Annotated in this window: 13 protein-coding genes; 8 read left to right on the top strand and 5 right to left on the bottom strand. The window is 38.9% G+C overall.

Features of this window, described 5'->3' with window-relative positions:
• Positions 1–51: 51 nt before the first annotated feature.
• Both H6G28_RS24665 and H6G28_RS24670 read right to left on the bottom strand, forming a co-directional pair.
• Positions 52–747: a manganese catalase family protein gene (locus tag H6G28_RS24665; RefSeq protein WP_190590064.1), complete on the bottom strand. Its 696-nt coding sequence runs from the start codon at positions 745–747 to the stop codon at positions 52–54.
• A 231-nt stretch (positions 748–978) separates the two neighbouring features.
• Positions 979–1,251 carry a GlsB/YeaQ/YmgE family stress response membrane protein gene (locus H6G28_RS24670; protein WP_190590065.1) on the bottom strand — a complete coding sequence of 91 codons (273 nt, stop codon included), beginning with the start codon at positions 1,249–1,251 and terminating at the stop codon, positions 979–981.
• Positions 1,252–2,034: 783 nt separating this feature from the next.
• On the opposite strand from H6G28_RS24670, the gene H6G28_RS24675 reads away from it, so the two are divergent.
• The 4 genes from H6G28_RS24675 (at position 2,035) to H6G28_RS24690 (ending at position 8,652) form a co-directional block, all read left to right on the top strand.
• The gene (locus tag H6G28_RS24675; RefSeq protein ID WP_190675029.1) at positions 2,035–2,880 is read left to right on the top strand and encodes a transcription factor RcaD; all 846 of its coding nucleotides are present in this window, start codon (positions 2,035–2,037) and stop codon (positions 2,878–2,880) included.
• Between the two features lie 48 nt (positions 2,881–2,928).
• A complete protein-coding gene (locus H6G28_RS24680) occupies positions 2,929–5,040 on the top strand; it encodes an ATP-binding protein (protein ID WP_190675030.1) in 2,112 nt (703 codons plus the stop codon).
• A 26-nt stretch (positions 5,041–5,066) separates the two neighbouring features.
• Positions 5,067–7,634, top strand: coding sequence for a DNA translocase FtsK (locus H6G28_RS24685; RefSeq protein ID WP_190675031.1), 2,568 nt, complete (start codon positions 5,067–5,069; stop codon positions 7,632–7,634).
• A 133-nt stretch (positions 7,635–7,767) separates the two neighbouring features.
• Positions 7,768–8,652, top strand: coding sequence for a ParA family protein (locus H6G28_RS24690; protein WP_190590068.1), 885 nt, complete (start codon positions 7,768–7,770; stop codon positions 8,650–8,652).
• A 372-nt stretch (positions 8,653–9,024) separates the two neighbouring features.
• On the opposite strand, the gene H6G28_RS24695 is transcribed toward H6G28_RS24690, so the two are convergent.
• A complete protein-coding gene (locus tag H6G28_RS24695) occupies positions 9,025–9,630 on the bottom strand; it encodes a Uma2 family endonuclease (RefSeq protein WP_190675105.1) in 606 nt (201 codons plus the stop codon).
• Positions 9,631–9,848: 218 nt separating this feature from the next.
• The gene (ileS, locus tag H6G28_RS24700) at positions 9,849–12,731 is read right to left on the bottom strand and encodes an isoleucine--tRNA ligase (RefSeq protein WP_190675032.1); all 2,883 of its coding nucleotides are present in this window, start codon (positions 12,729–12,731) and stop codon (positions 9,849–9,851) included.
• A 166-nt stretch (positions 12,732–12,897) separates the two neighbouring features.
• On the opposite strand from ileS, the gene H6G28_RS36965 reads away from it, so the two are divergent.
• Together H6G28_RS36965 and H6G28_RS24710 are read left to right on the top strand one after the other, a co-directional pair.
• Entirely contained in the window at positions 12,898–13,548 is a 651-nt protein-coding gene (locus H6G28_RS36965) for a DUF6883 domain-containing protein (protein ID WP_242048609.1), read from the top strand.
• Positions 13,549–13,575: 27 nt separating this feature from the next.
• A complete protein-coding gene (locus H6G28_RS24710; protein ID WP_190590070.1) occupies positions 13,576–13,824 on the top strand; it encodes a DUF4926 domain-containing protein in 249 nt (82 codons plus the stop codon).
• Positions 13,825–14,012: 188 nt separating this feature from the next.
• On the opposite strand, the gene H6G28_RS24715 is transcribed toward H6G28_RS24710, so the two are convergent.
• Entirely contained in the window at positions 14,013–14,690 is a 678-nt protein-coding gene (locus H6G28_RS24715) for a Ycf66 family protein (protein WP_190675036.1), read from the bottom strand.
• A 314-nt stretch (positions 14,691–15,004) separates the two neighbouring features.
• On the opposite strand from H6G28_RS24715, the gene gnd reads away from it, so the two are divergent.
• Together gnd and H6G28_RS24725 are read left to right on the top strand one after the other, a co-directional pair.
• Positions 15,005–16,435 (top strand): NADP-dependent phosphogluconate dehydrogenase, encoded by a 1,431-nt coding sequence (gene gnd, locus H6G28_RS24720; protein WP_190592427.1) that lies wholly within the window; start codon positions 15,005–15,007, stop codon positions 16,433–16,435.
• Between the two features lie 208 nt (positions 16,436–16,643).
• On the top strand, positions 16,644–17,249 hold the full coding sequence (locus H6G28_RS24725; RefSeq protein WP_190675037.1) for a hypothetical protein: 606 nt from the start codon (positions 16,644–16,646) through the stop codon (positions 17,247–17,249).
• Positions 17,250–17,291 lie beyond the last annotated feature (42 nt).

The raw sequence follows: 17,291 nt of genomic DNA on the forward strand, positions 1-17,291 counted from the left end.
ACTTAAGTCATAATTATTGAGGGTTGACAAGGAATTAGGAGGACAGAAACTTTAGTTAGTTTTGCTTTCTAAAGGATTAGCAACGTATTTGAAAGCAGGTTCAGAATTCCAGGGGCCGCGCTCATCGTGACCATTGCCATTAGTAGATAAGTTATAGTAAATATTCACTGTTTCATCAGGCTGAATATTACCGAAAAATGGATCTGTCAATTTACCCACAGAATCTAATGCTTTCATAAACATCTGGGTATGAGAAATTTCTCTGGTTAACAAATGCACCAAAGTATTTTTTGTCCCTTGATCTGGTGCTAATTTAATTAACTCTTCGTAAGTTTGACGAGCGCCAGCTTCAGCCGCAATATTCGCTCTTAAATCACGAACTACATCGCCACCTTCGTTGATATAGTTAGCTGTCCAAGCATTACCTTGGCTATCTAAAAAGTGGGGGCCAATACCGCGAATAGCGAACAGAGTACTTTTATAAGCATCTGTTTGGTCAGTATTTTTAGTATGAGCTTCAATTAATTTACCAACCATTTCTAAATGCCCGAATTCTTCAATGGCAATATCTTGCAACATATCTCGAATTCCAGCATTTTCCACATGAAAAGATTGCACCCAATATTGCAAAGCGGCGGTTAGTTCTCCAGTTGCACCGCCAAACTGCTCAAGCAGTAACTGAGCAAAACGGGGATTGCTGTCATTAACATTGACAACATGAATTGGATCTTTCTTATGGAAAAACATGCAAGACCTCTGGGATTATTTTCAACAAAACATAGTGGGCAATAAATTTATTGCCTTGGCAGTTGAGAGTTTTTAACTGCTTTTATAGATAAACAATATGATTAGTGTGTTGTTGGCAAATTAGCTTTCTACAGCAGGTAGGACAAAAGTATATTTCGGGGTTGTAAAGAGTGTTATTGGTAAAATTTACCCAACACACTCTCGGTTTAATAATGGTTTACTCACAAGAGTTTAAGCGTTACTGCTTCTTCGCAGTAGTCCCCATAAGTAAATAGCAATAATGGCACCAATGATTGCTATAAATAAGCCAGGAAGACTAAAACTAGTGGCTGTCAATTGCAAAGTCCCTGTTTGCAACAAAGTATATAAACTTCCGCCAAGAAAAGCACCAACAATCCCTAAAATCATTGTGGAAAGAATACCGCCACCTTGATAGCCAGGGTAAATGGCTTTAGCGATCGCACCAGCTAATAAACCTAATATTATCCAAGCAATAATATTCATAACGACCTCGAAAATCTCATCTGTAATCAGATTAACAACATTGATTTATCGGCGTTTCTTCCAGATGAGGTAACTTTTGAAGTCAAAAGATAGATAGATTTTTCTCTACCAATTTATAGATAACAATACCTAAATATAGCAATCCTATTTGAGATATGAATAAGATAATTCAGAGCGACAAGGGAGACAAGGGAGACAAGGGAGATATATGTTTGTAACTTGCTTAGGCTTGCTATATCTCAATAGGCTTGTAGTTTCTCAGTACCAAAGAAGGTGGTGAAATATGAGATATTTACATAATAGTCTATTGAAAGTTTGCAGGCGATCGCATTACCAAAGTCTTAAACACCCAGTTAATTTATCGATAGTTTGAATGAAAACAAGCTAGAGATAGTTTTGATTTTATTAGGACTTACGCAAATGGCATATTTTTTCTGTAGGGTGTGTGACGCAACGAGAAGATTTGAACTTATTCATCAGATTTATAGCGTCACGCACCAACCACCAATGGTGACACTTACGTAAGTCCTGATTGTGTGCGATCGCTAATTGACTGATTTTCTAGATATAGACTCTTTATAATAGAAAGTATTTTTTTTCTTGATAGTTTTTTAGTATTTATATTTTTCAATGAAAATTAATAATAATTGCTTAAATGTGAATCAGCGATCGCTAGTTCTGTTGTAGTCATCAGCACTAATTACAGCTACGATAAGGAGGTGTGTAAATTTTTGCCCTTAGCACCAGACTATAGCGGAATTAAATATAGGCTTGATGACTAGCATGGATACGAATGAATTAAAGTTTCTTCTAAAGTTATTGGGATTTGCCAATTATCGAGCAGGATTGAGTGCAAATACCTTTAATTCTTTTAAAAGTGAGAAAAACAAAATTTGTCGGAGTTTGGGCGATCGTGAACTGGTAGACTATACCCGTGAGATTGCCACGGTTAAGATTTTATCTACTGGTCAAGCCTTGCTGAAACTCCCAGCAGGAGAAGTCCCCATCACCGACACAGAACTTAAGGTGCTGGAGAAAATCAGTAAAGCTTCTGGTAAAATCGCACCCAGCAAAATCGCTGGTTTAAAAGCTGCTGAACGAGACGCAGTATTAAAAACCCTCAGTGAACGAGGATTGATTGAAACTGAATTACAACTCAAAAAATCCAAAGCTGAGGTGTGGCTAACGGAAAGAGGAATTGAGTTTCTTCGGGATGACTACAACCCCAACAAAGGTGTTCAACCAGCCATCAGCTTAGAATTGCTGGGTAATTATCTGCGGTTTTTACGCAAGACTTTGCGAGTTAAGTCAGAACTAACATCTATATTGCCACTTGAGTCAGGATCTGACACGAGTATTAATATAAGTGATGAAGAAGTCTTACAAATTATTGAAAAATTAGATAAGGAATTGGGAACAGAGAACTATCTACCAATTTTCCATCTGCGGCAAAAATTACAACCGCCATTATCGCGTGATGAATTAGATCAAGCCTTGTATCGTTTGCAGGCTCAAGACAAAATTGATTTTAGTACTCTACAAGAAGCTAGTATCTATACCGCAGAGCAAATAGATGCAGGGATTCATCAAAATATTGGTGGTTCGCTGTTTTTTATTACAGTGAATTAAAACAGATTTTACGTAAAAAGCAAATCCATCATTTCATCAAGCTTAAGCATGGCAAATATTAACGAAATTATTCTCCGCGAGGTTAATCCTTTTAACCGAATCAACCCAAAACCGATGAATTTTTGGGAAGAACAACAAAACGCATCTCTAAATGTTGATTCTATTCATCAAGAAGTAATTAATGATATTCAAGAATTTCTCGATTTAGTCGTTACAGATCATCGCAGTCGTTCTGTTATGGTTGTAGGTGATCCTGGTTCTGGTAAAAGTCATTTATTAGGTCGTCTCAAACGAACTCTTAATGCCAAGGCTTTTTTTGTTTACATACTATGTGATTGGGCTGATAGCAATAATATTTGGAGACATATTCTACGCTATACAGTTGATAGCTTAATTCAAATTCCAGATGAGCAGACAGAATCTCAATTAATGTTATGGCTAAAAAGCTTGTCTGCTTTCACTAAGCGGAGTCTCAAACAGCGATTTTTTAACGACAATATATGGGAATTTTTATCAAGTGACAGACAGAAATTTATTAAGCATCTGAAAGATACCTATAAAACAGCACGAATATACAATCCCGATATTTTTTTTGGACTGTTACATGATTTAACTAATCCAGAACTTTATACATTAGCTTGTGAGTGGTTGCGAGGTGACTCTTTAAGTGAAGAATCGATGCAAGCTCTTAAAGTTAAACAATGTATTGAGTCAGAGGATGAAGCTAAAAATATTCTAGCTAATTTTGGAAGAATCTCTACAGAAACTAAACCTATTGTATTATGTTTTGATAATCTAGATACAATGCCGAAAATGCAGGATGGATTTCTAGATATACAACCATTTTTTGATGTAAACACAACTATTCATGGTGAATCACTCAAGAACTTCTTAGTAATAATTAGTATTATTACTAATACATTAAATATTCATCAAAACCGTATTCAACAAGCTGATAAAGCTGGAATTCATAAATATCTCAAGCTCAAGTCTATTAATTTAGAGCAAGCAGAGTCTATTTGGGCTTATCTTCTTAAGAATTTACATATTCAGGCAAGTAGCCTTCCAAAATCACCAATTTTTCCATTAGAAAGACAGTTATTAGAAAGTAATTTTCCCGGTAAAAAGACTTATCCTAGAAATGTGATTAATCTAGGTATGGTAGCTTATCAAACATATAAAGAACATATTAAAGAGGAATTTTTTAAAAAAAATAATCAAGAAATAACCGAGAATGGCAAGGAAAATATACAGAAAAAAACTGATATAAGTACCACTAAAAATACAACTGACACAATAAATAACGTAGAAGAAATAATTCAGGCTGAATTTCGGTTGTTATGGGAACAAGAGTACAAAAAAACTCAGCTAAAAATCAAAAAAATTAACTTAACAGCATCTTCTGATTTAATTCGGATGCTCCAAGAAGCTATGGAGTTATGCGGAGTACAACAAATTAAGCCAAAACTTTTAAATGGTAGATTTGCAAGCTATTCCTTAAGTTATCAAAAACTTGGTAAACGAGACAAGATAGGAATAGTATGGACAGAAGATGCCAATATGAATAGCTTTTTTCATGTTATGAGTGCTTGTCAAAAAGTTATTCAGCAAGATATTTGTCAAACTTTATATTTGATTCGTTTAAGTAGTGTAGGACAAGGACGACTTGTGGGATATCAAATATATCAACAAGTTTTTACAGCAACTAATCATATTCATCTCAAACCTTCATTAACTTCTGTTCATTATTTGGCAACATATCATAACCTAATAAATGCCGCACTTTCTCAAGAATTAGTAATTCATGGTAAAGTGATTAATCTGCAATATTTACAATCACTAATGTTGTCATCGAAGATATTAGATAAGTGTAATTTATTACAGGATTTAGGACTTGTGGCCAAGCAAGAAACTGTTAAAGATAACGGAAATTCCAAGAAAGAAGATTTACGCCCTGTTAAAGATTTCCTAGTGAATTTAGTTAAAACCCAAAGCTTTATGGGTGTACCTACTTTGATAAAAAATTCTGTTGAGCAGTTTCCTAACGTGAAAGCAAATGATGTTCAGTTATTAATTGAGCTTTTATGTCAAGAGAAGAAAGTAAAAATTATTAACCCAAAGGCTAAGTTACAAGACCAATTAATTTGTTTAGTCGCCTAACTTATGTTTAGTTTTCCATGTCATCAATGCACTACCTGACAGAACCAGCCACAATTCAAGAAGTAATATCGCAATTAACAACGACTAAAATATTGTGGTTAGATACAGAAATTGCTAATTGGTATACTTCCCAACCTAAATTATCGTTGATTCAGGTATTAGCTGACCCTACAGATAGCACAGGCTCATCTGCTTATATTTTTGATGTACTAAATAATCATGGGTTAGTGGCTAATTTCATTAATCAAATCATGATTAACCCTCAAATTGAAAAAGTATTTCATAATGCTGTATTTGACTTAAAATATTTAGGAAGTCATCTAGCAAAGAATGTAACTTGTACTTTACAACTTGCGAGAAAAATTACACGCCAAAAATTGCAAACGTCGAATTTAAAACTGAAAACTTTAGCAGTTGAACTCTGTCATTTTTCTAATATCAACATAGCAGAACAATCTAGTGATTGGGGAAAACGCCCTCTCAGCCAAAAGCAGTTAGAATATGCTGCAATGGATACAGTTTATCTAGCTGCTGTGCATCATCAGCTAATTAAAATATATAATCCTAATATTGTTATGGTTAACAATGGCTCACAGCATTTAACAAATAAATCGCAAAATTCTGCTTTAAGTGTTACTAAAGTTAGATTGGCTTTTGAGTGTCCAAGGCTGTTTTATCTAAATCATCAATTTGGTGATAAAGCAATATTTTTACCACAAGATACAGCTATTGGTATTGGTAATCCCTTTCATCAGTTAGCAGATAAGTTTGTTAAATTAGCTATTATTGAGCCACAGTTTAGTAATTTATTTAAACCACCTGCATCACAGTTAAATTTAGAAGAAATTACGACTGCATTGCAACAGTTATTTTATCAACTTGAGTTTTTTCCTTATTTACAAAAAGCTATCCAAAAAGATGGTGAACAAGGACAGACGCTTTTACAGGTTTGGAATGGATTACAAGGACTCATCAAACGCTTTGCAGAACTATTATTAACTAATCGTCACCATTGCAATGCAGAGACATTAATTAGTAACACTTTTTTATCTCAAGAACGCAATATTGAATATAATTTTCCTCTTCCAGATACAACACAACAATTAGTTAGAGGTGAATTTGACTGTCTGGTGTTTAATTTTGAAATTAATCGCCTGTGTGTGGTGGAGTTTAAAACTTATCAACCTGTAGATCCTTCAGCGCAATTAGCTCAGGTTGCACTTTACAGTTATATGTTACACCAACAGAAAAAAGTTCCGGTTGATTCTGCGGTTTATTGTGTATTACCTGAGTTTAAAGAATATCGTTATTCTTGGGAACAGTTAGAAAATACAGTACATCAATTAATTCCTCATAAATTACTACAAATGCAGCAATGGTTGACTTGGGAATCTCCTCTTCCAAATCCACCACCGTCAACAACCCAGCCGCATTTATGCAAAATTTGTCCGCAACAGCAAAAGTGTCAGACTTTTTTTGGTGTTGTAGAATTTGATCCCCCCCAGCCCCCCTTCAAAAGGGGGGAGGAATATACAGAAGATAGTCAAGAAACAGCAAATGCTGATGAAATAGGCGCAGAATTAATTAATACTTTGCAATCTTTTGGTGTGGGTGTTGATTATCAAGGTGCTGCTGTTGGGCCTGCTTTTATCAGGGTAAAATTGAAGCCTCATTTAGGCGTGAAAGTGAATGCTTTGCTGAAGTTATCGGATGATTTGCAAGTGCAATTAGGGTTAGCAAATGCACCTTTAATTGCACCACAAGCGGGATATGTCAGTATTGATTTACCTCGTCCAGATAGGCAAATTGCCCATTTTGAAAAGTATATTCAATCAAAATTTTTACCTGCAACTGCACCTGTAAAAATTGCTATTGGGGTAAACATAGAGGGTGAATTATTAGAAGCAGACTTATCAGATCCGAATTCTTGTCACTTTTTAGTTGGTGGGACAACTGGTAGCGGTAAGAGTGAATTTTTGCGATCGCTCCTCCTCAGCTTACTATATCGTTATGCTCCCCAAAACCTGAAAATTGCCCTGGTTGATCCGAAGCGCGTCACGTTTCCAGAGTTTGAACGGATGGCTTGGTTATATTCACCAGTCGTAAAAGATAGCGATCGCGCGATCGCACTTATGGAAGAATTAGTAACAGAGATGGAGTCTCGCTATCAGCAGTTTGAAAAAGCTGGCTGTGCTGACTTAACCACTTACAACCAGCGTTCTTCCCAGCCTTTACCTCGCATTGTCTGTATATTTGATGAATATGCAGACTTTATGGCAGAAAAAGAAATCCGCAATGTATTAGAACAAAGTATCAAACGTTTGGGAGCAATGGCACGCGCCGCAGGTATTCATTTAATCATTGCTACCCAACGTCCAGAAGCTAAGGTAGTGACACCCATTATCCGCGCCAACTTACCAGGACGTGTTGCTTTACGAACAGCCAGTGAAGCAGACTCAAAAATTGTCTTGGGGGGAACAGAAACATCTTCCGCCTACTTATTAGGCAAAGGTGATTTACTTTACCAAGTTGGTTCTCAACTACATCGTTTACAAAGCTTATTTACAACAAAAGTCCAGTTACCATCAGTCTAGACAAATCGTACTGCTATAATCTGACAGCATTGATTTTTAATTTCCCACAAATATTAAATTTAACGAAAGTTTTAAGCGTTCAGGATGGGTGTACGCTACCTAGATGGGAATGCGTCATCAGAGGAATTAACCAATGGGATATGTAATTGCTACTGCAAATATGAAAGGCGGTGTAGGGAAAACTACTCTCACCGTCAACTTAGCTACTTGTTTGGCGAAAAATTACGGTAAAAAGGTACTGGTATTAGATTTAGATACTCAAATTAGCGCCACGCTGAGTCTGATGTCGCCTTTAGACTTTGCCAAGCGGCGCAAACAAAGACTGACATTTAGATATTTAATCGATGATGTCATTAATCCAGATCCCAATAGCAAGCTAACAATTAACGATATTATCCAACCTCAAATTTGTGGACTTAGCGAACTAAGTTTATTACCTGGAGATATCGACTTATATGATGAGTTTGTTGTCTCAGAAATGCTGCACAAACAAACGGTTGCTTTTGGTGAACAAAACTTTGAAAATGTCTGGAACCGTTTTGAAAGAGTTTTGATAAATAACATCTTAAAACCAGTACGTGACGAGTATGATTTTATTCTATTAGATTGCGCTCCTGGTTATAATTTGCTGACTCGCAGTGCTTTAGCTGCGAGTGATTTTTACATTCTTCCCGCCAAGCCAGAACCTTTATCTGTAGTAGGAATTCAACTTTTAGAAAGACGCATTGGCCAGTTAAAAGATAGTCATGAACATGAAGCGAAAATAAATATCAAAATGCTGGGAATTGTTTTTAGTATGTGCAATACTAATTTACTGACTGGCAGATATTATAAACAAGTTATGCACCGAGTTGTGGAAGATTTTGGTGTAGAACAAATTTGTAAGGCACAAATCCCAGTTGATATTAATGTGGCGAAAGCTGTTGATAGTTTTATGCCTGCTGTATTAAATGCACCTCAATCTGCTGGTTCTAAAGCATTTTTGCAGTTAACTCAAGAATTGTTGCAGAAGTTGTAGGGGAGAGGGGATAGGTGACAGGTGATAGAAAATGATCTGTAACCTGTCACCTACTTCCTAAAAGGTTACAGCAGCGATCGCACTTAAACTAAAATTAGGTAATTTTTAAAACGATATTATAGCGTTTCTCATTCTATTGAAGTACAAGCAATAATAATTAACCGCAGATGGACGCAGATGGACGCAGATGGACGCAGATAAATTTATACCTCAGCAGACTAGGAAAGGCTATAAAATAATGAATAAAGGATTTATTAAGTTTCTTAATACAGCATATTTAATCTACATCAGCTAAATTTTTCCAGCCTCTAGTCTCTAGCCTCTGTCCCCTTGATAGATATCCTGTATTCAACCGAAACACTCTGTATCCGCTTACCAAATTTGACTTAAATCTAAAACAAATCCTGGTAATAGATTTTCACCGCTTAATGTCAAAGGATTATCTAATTCTTCTACAGCTTGTTCTGGACGATAAATAAATACTGTGTGTTGTTTTCTATCTATTAACCAACCTAATTCTGTACCATTAGCTATATACTCTGCCATTTTTTCTTGTAATGTTTTCAAATTATCTGTCTCTGAACGCAATTCCACTACAAATTCAGGACAAATAGGTGCAAATTTCTTTCTTTGTTCTACAGGTATTGTTTCCCATCTGGCTTTTTTTATCCAGGCTGCATCAGGAGAACGCACTGCACCATTAGGTAAGGTAAAACCACCACTAGAACCAAAACCTACACCCGTACCATCTTGCTTTGTCCATATCCATAATTGACCAGTTAAATTAAAATTGCGTTCATCTGTTTCTGCGCCTGTGGGGGGCATAATCAATAATTCTCCCAGGTGATTACGTTCAATGCGAAAATCACGGTTTACTTGACAGAAATCAAAAAGTTGCTCGTCACTCACGATGATGTTTGGTTGCATTTTCAGCACCATTCCTAAGAAGTCTGTGGTTACAGGTGATTGGGTGTTCATCATCTTGGAAAATATAAATTCCTATATAACGTGATGTGCTACTTATTCTTTAAACCCCTCTCCAAACCTCTCCCCGAAGCGGAGAGAGGCTTTGAATTTTGCTCCCCTTCCCTGGTAGGGAAGGGGTTGGGGGTTAGGTTGGAGAAAAAGTTGCACACGGCGTTAAACAAATGTAGAGACATTTCATCAAACGTCCCTACATTCATGTTAAACCTGTTTTAAAACTCACCAACTAAGGCGGGAATGCACCTTTCGCACAATAAAGGATGCTCTTGTGATTCTCCCACATGGGTTGAGTAGTTCCAGCAGCGATCGCATTTTTCGCCTTCTGCATTCACTACCCCAATTTGCCAGTCTACGGTTTGCGCGGTGTATTTTAATCCTTGCAATTTCTCCGCAGAGTCTAATACTTCCACCTGAGATGTCAGCAATAAATACCGCAATTCATCAATACCATTACCCTTGGTTGGGTTAAAGGCTTTGATAGCATCACCTAACTGTTTGTGAGGGATATGAATCAAAGCTTTAGCTTCCAGGGAAGAACCAATCATTTTTTCTATCCTGGCTTGTTCTAGAACTTTGTTAACATCGGTGCGGAGTGAACGCAGAGTATCCCAAAATTCCCCTAAGTCTGGATTATCCCATTCATCATCTAACTGCACCCAACCAGCTTGAAACACTGATTTGTAAGGTGTTTTATAGGGGAGAAATTGCCAGATATCTTCCGCAGTATGACAGAGAACAGGTGCGATCGCTCGTGCTAAATTCTCTAAAGCGATGTGTATCACTGTCTGACAACTGCGGCGACGGAAAGCATTCGGCGCACTGATATACAGTCTATCTTTCGCTACATCTAAATAGAAGTTAGATAAATCCACCACGCAGAAATTCTGCACAGTTTGGAAGAACCGGAAGAATTGGAAACTTTCAAACGCTTCTGTTACTTCCTGGAACACCTCACGAATGCGGTGCAGCATATATTTATCTAAGTCTGGCAAATCTTCAAAAGGTACTGCATCTTTTTCGGGGTCAAAATCATGCAAACTTCCCAATAAGAACCGCGCCGTATTGCGAATCTTACCGCGCACATCGTTAAGCTGCTTGATGATATTTTTCCCAATGCGGACATCACCAGAATAGTCTACCGATGATACCCACAATCTCAACACATCTGCACCATAAGCTGGGTCTGATTTTTGATTTTTCCCGCCTTCAATGATGGCATTGGGGTCAACCACATTTCCTTCTGATTTACTCATTTTCCGCCCTTGCTCATCCAAAGCAAAGCCGTGAGTTAATACAGTTTTATAAGGTGCAATGCCATTTACCGCTACACTAGTCAGCAAACTCGACTGGAACCAACCGCGATGTTGGTCAGAACCTTCCAAATAAATATCGGCGGGGTAGCGTAACTCTGGACGCTGCTTAAGTACAGCCGCCCAAGATGAACCAGAATCAAACCATACATCCATTGTGTCTGTACCTCTGCGGTAAGACTTGCCGTTATTGCGATAAGATTCTGGCAATAATTCCTCGACCGACAATTCCCACCAAGCATCAGAACCTTTCTCAGCGATGATGGCTTGAACGTGGTTGATAGTTTCCTCATTTAACAGAGGTTCATTCGTTTCCTCATCATAGAATACCGGAATTGGCACACCCCAAGAACGCTGACGAGAGATACACCAATCAGAACGTTCCGCCACCATTGGCGTGATACGATTTTCACCTTGGGCTGGTATCCATTTTACAGATGCGATCGCCTTTAGCGCCTCTTCCCGAAATCCCGCCACCGAAGCAAACCACTGTTCCGTCGCCCGGAAAATCGTCGGTTTCTTCGTCCGCCAGTCGTAAGGATACTTATGCGCGTAAGCCTCCTCCTTCAACAGCGAACCCGCCGCCGTCAGCGCATCAATTACCGCCTGATTCCCATCACCCAAAACATTCAACCCCGCAAACTGTCCCGCTTCCTCGGTAAAGTTGCCGTTATCATCCACTGGCGCAAGAATCGGCAAACCGTAACGCTGACCCACAATGTAGTCTTCTTGACCGTGACCAGGGGCAGTATGTACTAACCCAGTACCTGACTCAGTAGTGATATAGTCACCACCTACAACCACCGGACTTTCCCTGTCATATAAAGGATGACGGTAAGTAGTATGTTCTAACTCCTTACCCTTAAAAGTAGCCTTCACCGTCAACTCAGCCGAGATAGTCGCCGCCAACCGTTCCACCAAATCCGCCGCCACAATCAGGTATTTAAACCCTCTCTGCGCCTCTGCGTCTCTGCGTGAAACCTCCACAACCGCGTAATTCAACTCGCCATTAACCGCCACCGCCAAGTTACCGGGAATTGTCCAAGGAGTAGTAGTCCACACAGCCACACCCAACTCTGGCAAATACTCACCTAAAACAGATTTAACTGCCTCAGCCAAACCCGTCACAGGGAACGCCGCATAAATACTCCGAGAAGTATGCCCTTCTGGATATTCCAACTCCGCCTCAGCCAAAGCTGTTTTAGAACTCGGACTCCAGTGAACAGGCTTCAACCCACGATAGATGTAACCTTTCAAATACATCTGGCCAAAAACCCCAATTTGCGCCGCCTCATATTCCGGCTTCAGCGTCAAATAAGGATTATCCCAGTCACCCCAAACCCCATAACGTTTAAAATTCTGGCGTTGGTCATCAACCGTTGCTAAAGCAAATTCCTTCGCCTTTTGCCGTAATTGCAAAGGCGTTAAACTCTGCCGTTCTGCCGACTTGAGATTTTGCAAAACTTTCAGTTCAATTGGTAAGCCATGACAGTCCCAACCAGGCACATAACGAACCTTCCGCCCTTGTAACAACTGGTAGCGATTAATAATATCTTTGAGAATTTTATTTAAGGCATGACCAATATGCAGAGAACCATTTGCGTAGGGAGGCCCATCATGCAGTATAAATAATTCGCCTGGATTTTCTTGCGACAGGCGTTCAAAAATTTGATTGTCTGCCCAAAACTTTTGGATTTCCGGTTCACGCTTGATGGCGTTAGCCCGCATTTCAAAATTAGTTTTAGGTAGATTTACAGTGTCTTTGTAGCTTCCAGTTTCCGTCACAGCTTCATGCCTAAGAATATATGTGCAGGTTTTATCAATTATAGAAGATGGCAGGAAGTCTCAAATTACTTGTTTTGCTCACCCCAGCGCATAATAAGTAATAGGCATTTAATTATAATGTAATTTATACAATTAGTAATAAGTATAGTTACCAAATAAAATATATATGACAAAACCAGATGAAGAAGAGAATTTGAAAGAAGAGATTGAAAAAGCTCTCACCGCCATGAACAACTATATCAAAGAAGGTTATGATGCGCTTGCTAATCAACAAGACATTAGCGATAGAGAAATATATCAGCTATTCGCAGAAATAATGGGACAAGAACAAGCTGATGAATTGTTGAGTCAAAGAAAATGGAATACAAAACTTTTATTAAGGGATATTTCATTATTTCTAATGAAAGAACCTGAGTACCGCAAAAAATTTGAAGAGAGGGGATTCAATCATGAAGAAATTACTAAATTACCTGTGAATTTAAATTTACTTCCAAATTCAGAAAATGCAGTTGTTGACATTCGTAAACTTCGTGACTACTCCCTTAATCGAGAACATCCTACAGGAAAGGATAAAGCCCGTCTCTTTTCTTCAATTTTAGGTATGACTGCTGAAAATGCTGAGGAATTACGCCAAATTATTTTGGAAAAAGTCAAAACTCAAGAAGTTAGTTTGAATAGGTATGATGAATATGGACAACGCTACACACTAGACTTTACTCTGGAATGGCAGAATAGAACTGCAACTATTCGCACTGGTTGGATTATAAAAGATGGTTCTGATGTTCCCAGATTAACTAGCTGCTATCCTTTGCTGTAATGTTGTAATATGTGGAGACTATATTAAATGACTACAAATACACCAAAGTTGCTGGATATAGTAGCACTCACAATTGATCTGCCTGAATATAATTTGTTGCGTGGTCAAGTTGGTACGATAGTTGAAATGTTAGCGGATGGTGCTGCATTTGAAGTAGAATTTAGCGATCGCAACGGACAAACCTACGAATCTGTTGGTTTACGTCCAGAGCAAATTATGGTTTTACATTTTGAGCCAGCATCACCTAGTTCAGTAGCAGAAATGGTTACAGCATAACTGAGTGTAGGCGAGTTTCAGAATTAGTAAAGCTCAAGCAAAAGCACTAGGAGAATTTTTCCATGTGTCTCCCGCATTATTTATTTAGTCGCTAGTTTAATTTGTGCGATCGCCAGTAGCAACTTTAGATCACAGCAAAACCCAACATGATCATAAAATCAAGCTGGGTTTTACAAAATTTAACTAACTTAACTATTTGGCGGTGTTGGTTCCGGTGGTGTTTCCGCCGGGGGAGCAAGCACCGCATCAGGCGCAATTTCTTCGACGGGGATGGGTTCTTTGTTTTCCGCTTCAGGATGTGCTTGGGCGGCTTCCACCAATTCCGGGGATGGGGGATGGGGTGGAATGACTTCGGGAACAGCCTCCGTTACAGGTACTTCTTCAGGCGCAGTTTCGGGGATGGGTGTAGTTTTGTCAACAATCTCCACAGCAGGTTTCTCTGCTGGTACATTTTTACTGACTGATGGTTGGACTTTGTTTTTCACGCCACCAAAGGTGCTACTCAAACTTTGTTGTAGTTTACCAAGGCGTTCTTGAAGAGATACCTTTGTCACCTGTGCTTGCAGAGAAGTTTTTACAGCTTCCGAACTGGGTACAGGTGTTTGTTGTAATTGTGGTGTGACTTGGCGACGGAGTGATAAAGTTTGCCAACCAAACCACACCAAAAGAGCCACACTCGCCACATGGCCTAGTAATAATCCGCCGCTAATATGGGGGGCAAACACCCATAATACTAAAGCGTAAAACAGCCCAATGCCACTCCAAATAAAATCATTCTTGCGATGGATTTCGGGAAAAAAGAACGCCGATACGTAGAGTAATAAACTACCAATACCGACCACCAAAGCTAGGACGTATGCCAGCATTTTTGGTTACTCCTTAACTATTTGTTATCAGGTATTAGGGACTGGATACGGGAAAATTTATCTTAATTTAAGGAAAAATTATTCTGAATTTAATCCTTTATCCCATCTGCCTAATGCCTAAACTAGATACTCCAATTTTGCAAATTTTGCAGCACAATTGTTGAATTAGATACAATTTAAAACTTGTTATATGTGATGTTAGTTCTGAGCTTTTAGCAATCACGGTAACTCTTAATGTCTTCTTTAGGGGATAAGAGAAACTCTCGGATTACCCTAAAAGATGAAAGAATCTGCAAGAGTTAGCCAAACTAGTTATGACACTACAAAGTTTTGGTGTGATTGGATTAGCCGTTATGGGCGAGAATATCGCTCTCAACGTGGAACGTAATGGTTTTCCAATTGCAGTATACAACCGCTCCCGCGAGAAAACCGATGCTTTCATGGCTGAACGTGCGCCAGGAAGGAACGTTAAAGCGGCCTTTACCTTAGAAGAATTCGTTGCAGCACTAGAACGTCCTCGCAAAATTCTAGTGATGGTGCAAGCTGGTAAACCCGTGGATGCGGTGATTCAACAGCTAAAACCTTTGCTGTCCGAAGGCGATATCATCATTGATGGTGGCAACTCTTGGTTTGAAGATACCCAAAGACGTACCGAAGAATTAGAACCCCTGGGTCTACGGTTTCTCGGTATGGGTGTGAGTGGTGGTGAAGAAGGCGCATTAAACGGCCCTTCTTTGATGCCTGGTGGTACCCAAAGTTCCTATGAGTATCTCTCACCAATTTTCAACAAAATTGCTGCCCAAGTTGATGACGGCCCTTGTGTGACCTACGTCGGCCCTGGTGGTTCCGGTCACTATGTGAAGATGGTACACAACGGCATTGAGTATGGTGACATGCAGCTAATTGCTGAAGCCTACGACTTGCTGAAGAATGCTGGTGGACTTGACCACAATCAACTTCACGAAGTGTTTGCTGAATGGAACACCACCGACGAACTCAATTCATTTTTGATTGAGATTACAGCTAATATCTTCCCTTACATTGACCCAGACACCAGTCTACCTTTAGTAGATTTGATTGTAGACGCAGCAGGTCAAAAGGGTACTGGTCGTTGGACTGTACAAACTGCGTTGGAATTAGGCGTTTCTATTCCTACCATTACAGCAGCTGTAAATGCTCGGATTATCTCTTCAATTAAAGATGAACGGATAGCCGCATCCAAACAACTCACAGGCCCCAGTGGTAAATATAGCGGTACTACCAAAGAGTTTATTAACAAAGTCCGGGATGCGTTATATTGCTCCAAGATTTGTTCTTACGCTCAAGGGATGGCGCTGCTATCTACTGCTTCCAAAACATATAACTGGAATTTGGATTTGGGCGAATTAGCTCGGATTTGGAAAGGTGGCTGTATTATTCGCGCTGGCTTTTTGAATAAAATTAAAAAGGCATTTACCGAAAATCCTGCATTGCCTAACTTGCTCTTAGCTCCTGAGTTTAAGCAAACAATTCTAGACAGACAAGCAGCTTGGCGGGAAGTTATCATTACTGCTGCTCAACTGGGTATTCCTGTCCCAGCTTTTAGTGCATCTTTAGATTATTTTGACAGCTATCGCCGCGATCGCTTGCCCCAAAACCTCACTCAAGCACAACGCGACTACTTCGGCGCACATACCTATCTGCGTCTCGACAAACCCGGTTCTTTCCACACAGAATGGGTTCCCATCGAAGAAGCTAAAAAGTAAACTTTCACTTTTGAGTATGTTGTGAAAGTTTAAATTGCTGTCTGTGGCAAATTAGAAAGTGACTCTGAAATTTCAGAGTCACTTTCTTTTGGTGTATCTTAAATAAAAGAGTAATCGTTAGTATATATTTAATTCCCCTACAAATTGATTCTGACTCCTGAATTCTTCTTCAATAGCTATATTTAATTAAGCTCTGACAGTTATCAAAATGTCTAAAAAAAGGACTGTAGAACTATTATTTAAAGTTCCGTCTGATATCCCTAATAAATCTGAAGCGTTACTTTGGGCAAAAGCTTATGGAAATAACTTTCCCCTGGCTGTGAGTGAATGTCCCAGGGGAGATTGGTTAATTTGGATGATGACTCGTTCCAAAGCAAAACCAAAACCCCTTGTGTGGATAACTCACCAATGTATTACGAGCGCAATCGATCTGTTGAATAATTATGGCGATCTACCCTTTGAACGAGGATTTTATACTGTAGAAAAATGGCTGAGTGAAAAAACGACACTTGAAAATTGTCAAGATGCCTTGGATGATTTAAGTACTATTGTAGAAACAGAAGAATTATCACTTAATGAGCCACTCAATATCGCCAGTCATAGCATTTTTCATTTACTCACTGCCATAGTGGATATCAGTGAAGGCACTTCTAAAAGTGACGTGGCTTATAGCTTGGCATGGACTATTTATTTAGCTGCTATTCTTCAATCTACTGAGGATGAAGAAAGTTTAGAGCAAGTTTTGATGCAATACGCAAATTTTATACGTCAATTTTTAAAGGGTATAGACTTAAACCGATTGTGGAATAGCTAGAGTATTTTAAGGTACTTGCTCTTTTTTCAGTAAACCAATATC

Source organism: Nostoc sp. FACHB-190 (assembly GCF_014696905.1).
Taxonomy (GTDB): domain Bacteria; phylum Cyanobacteriota; class Cyanobacteriia; order Cyanobacteriales; family Nostocaceae; genus Nostoc_B.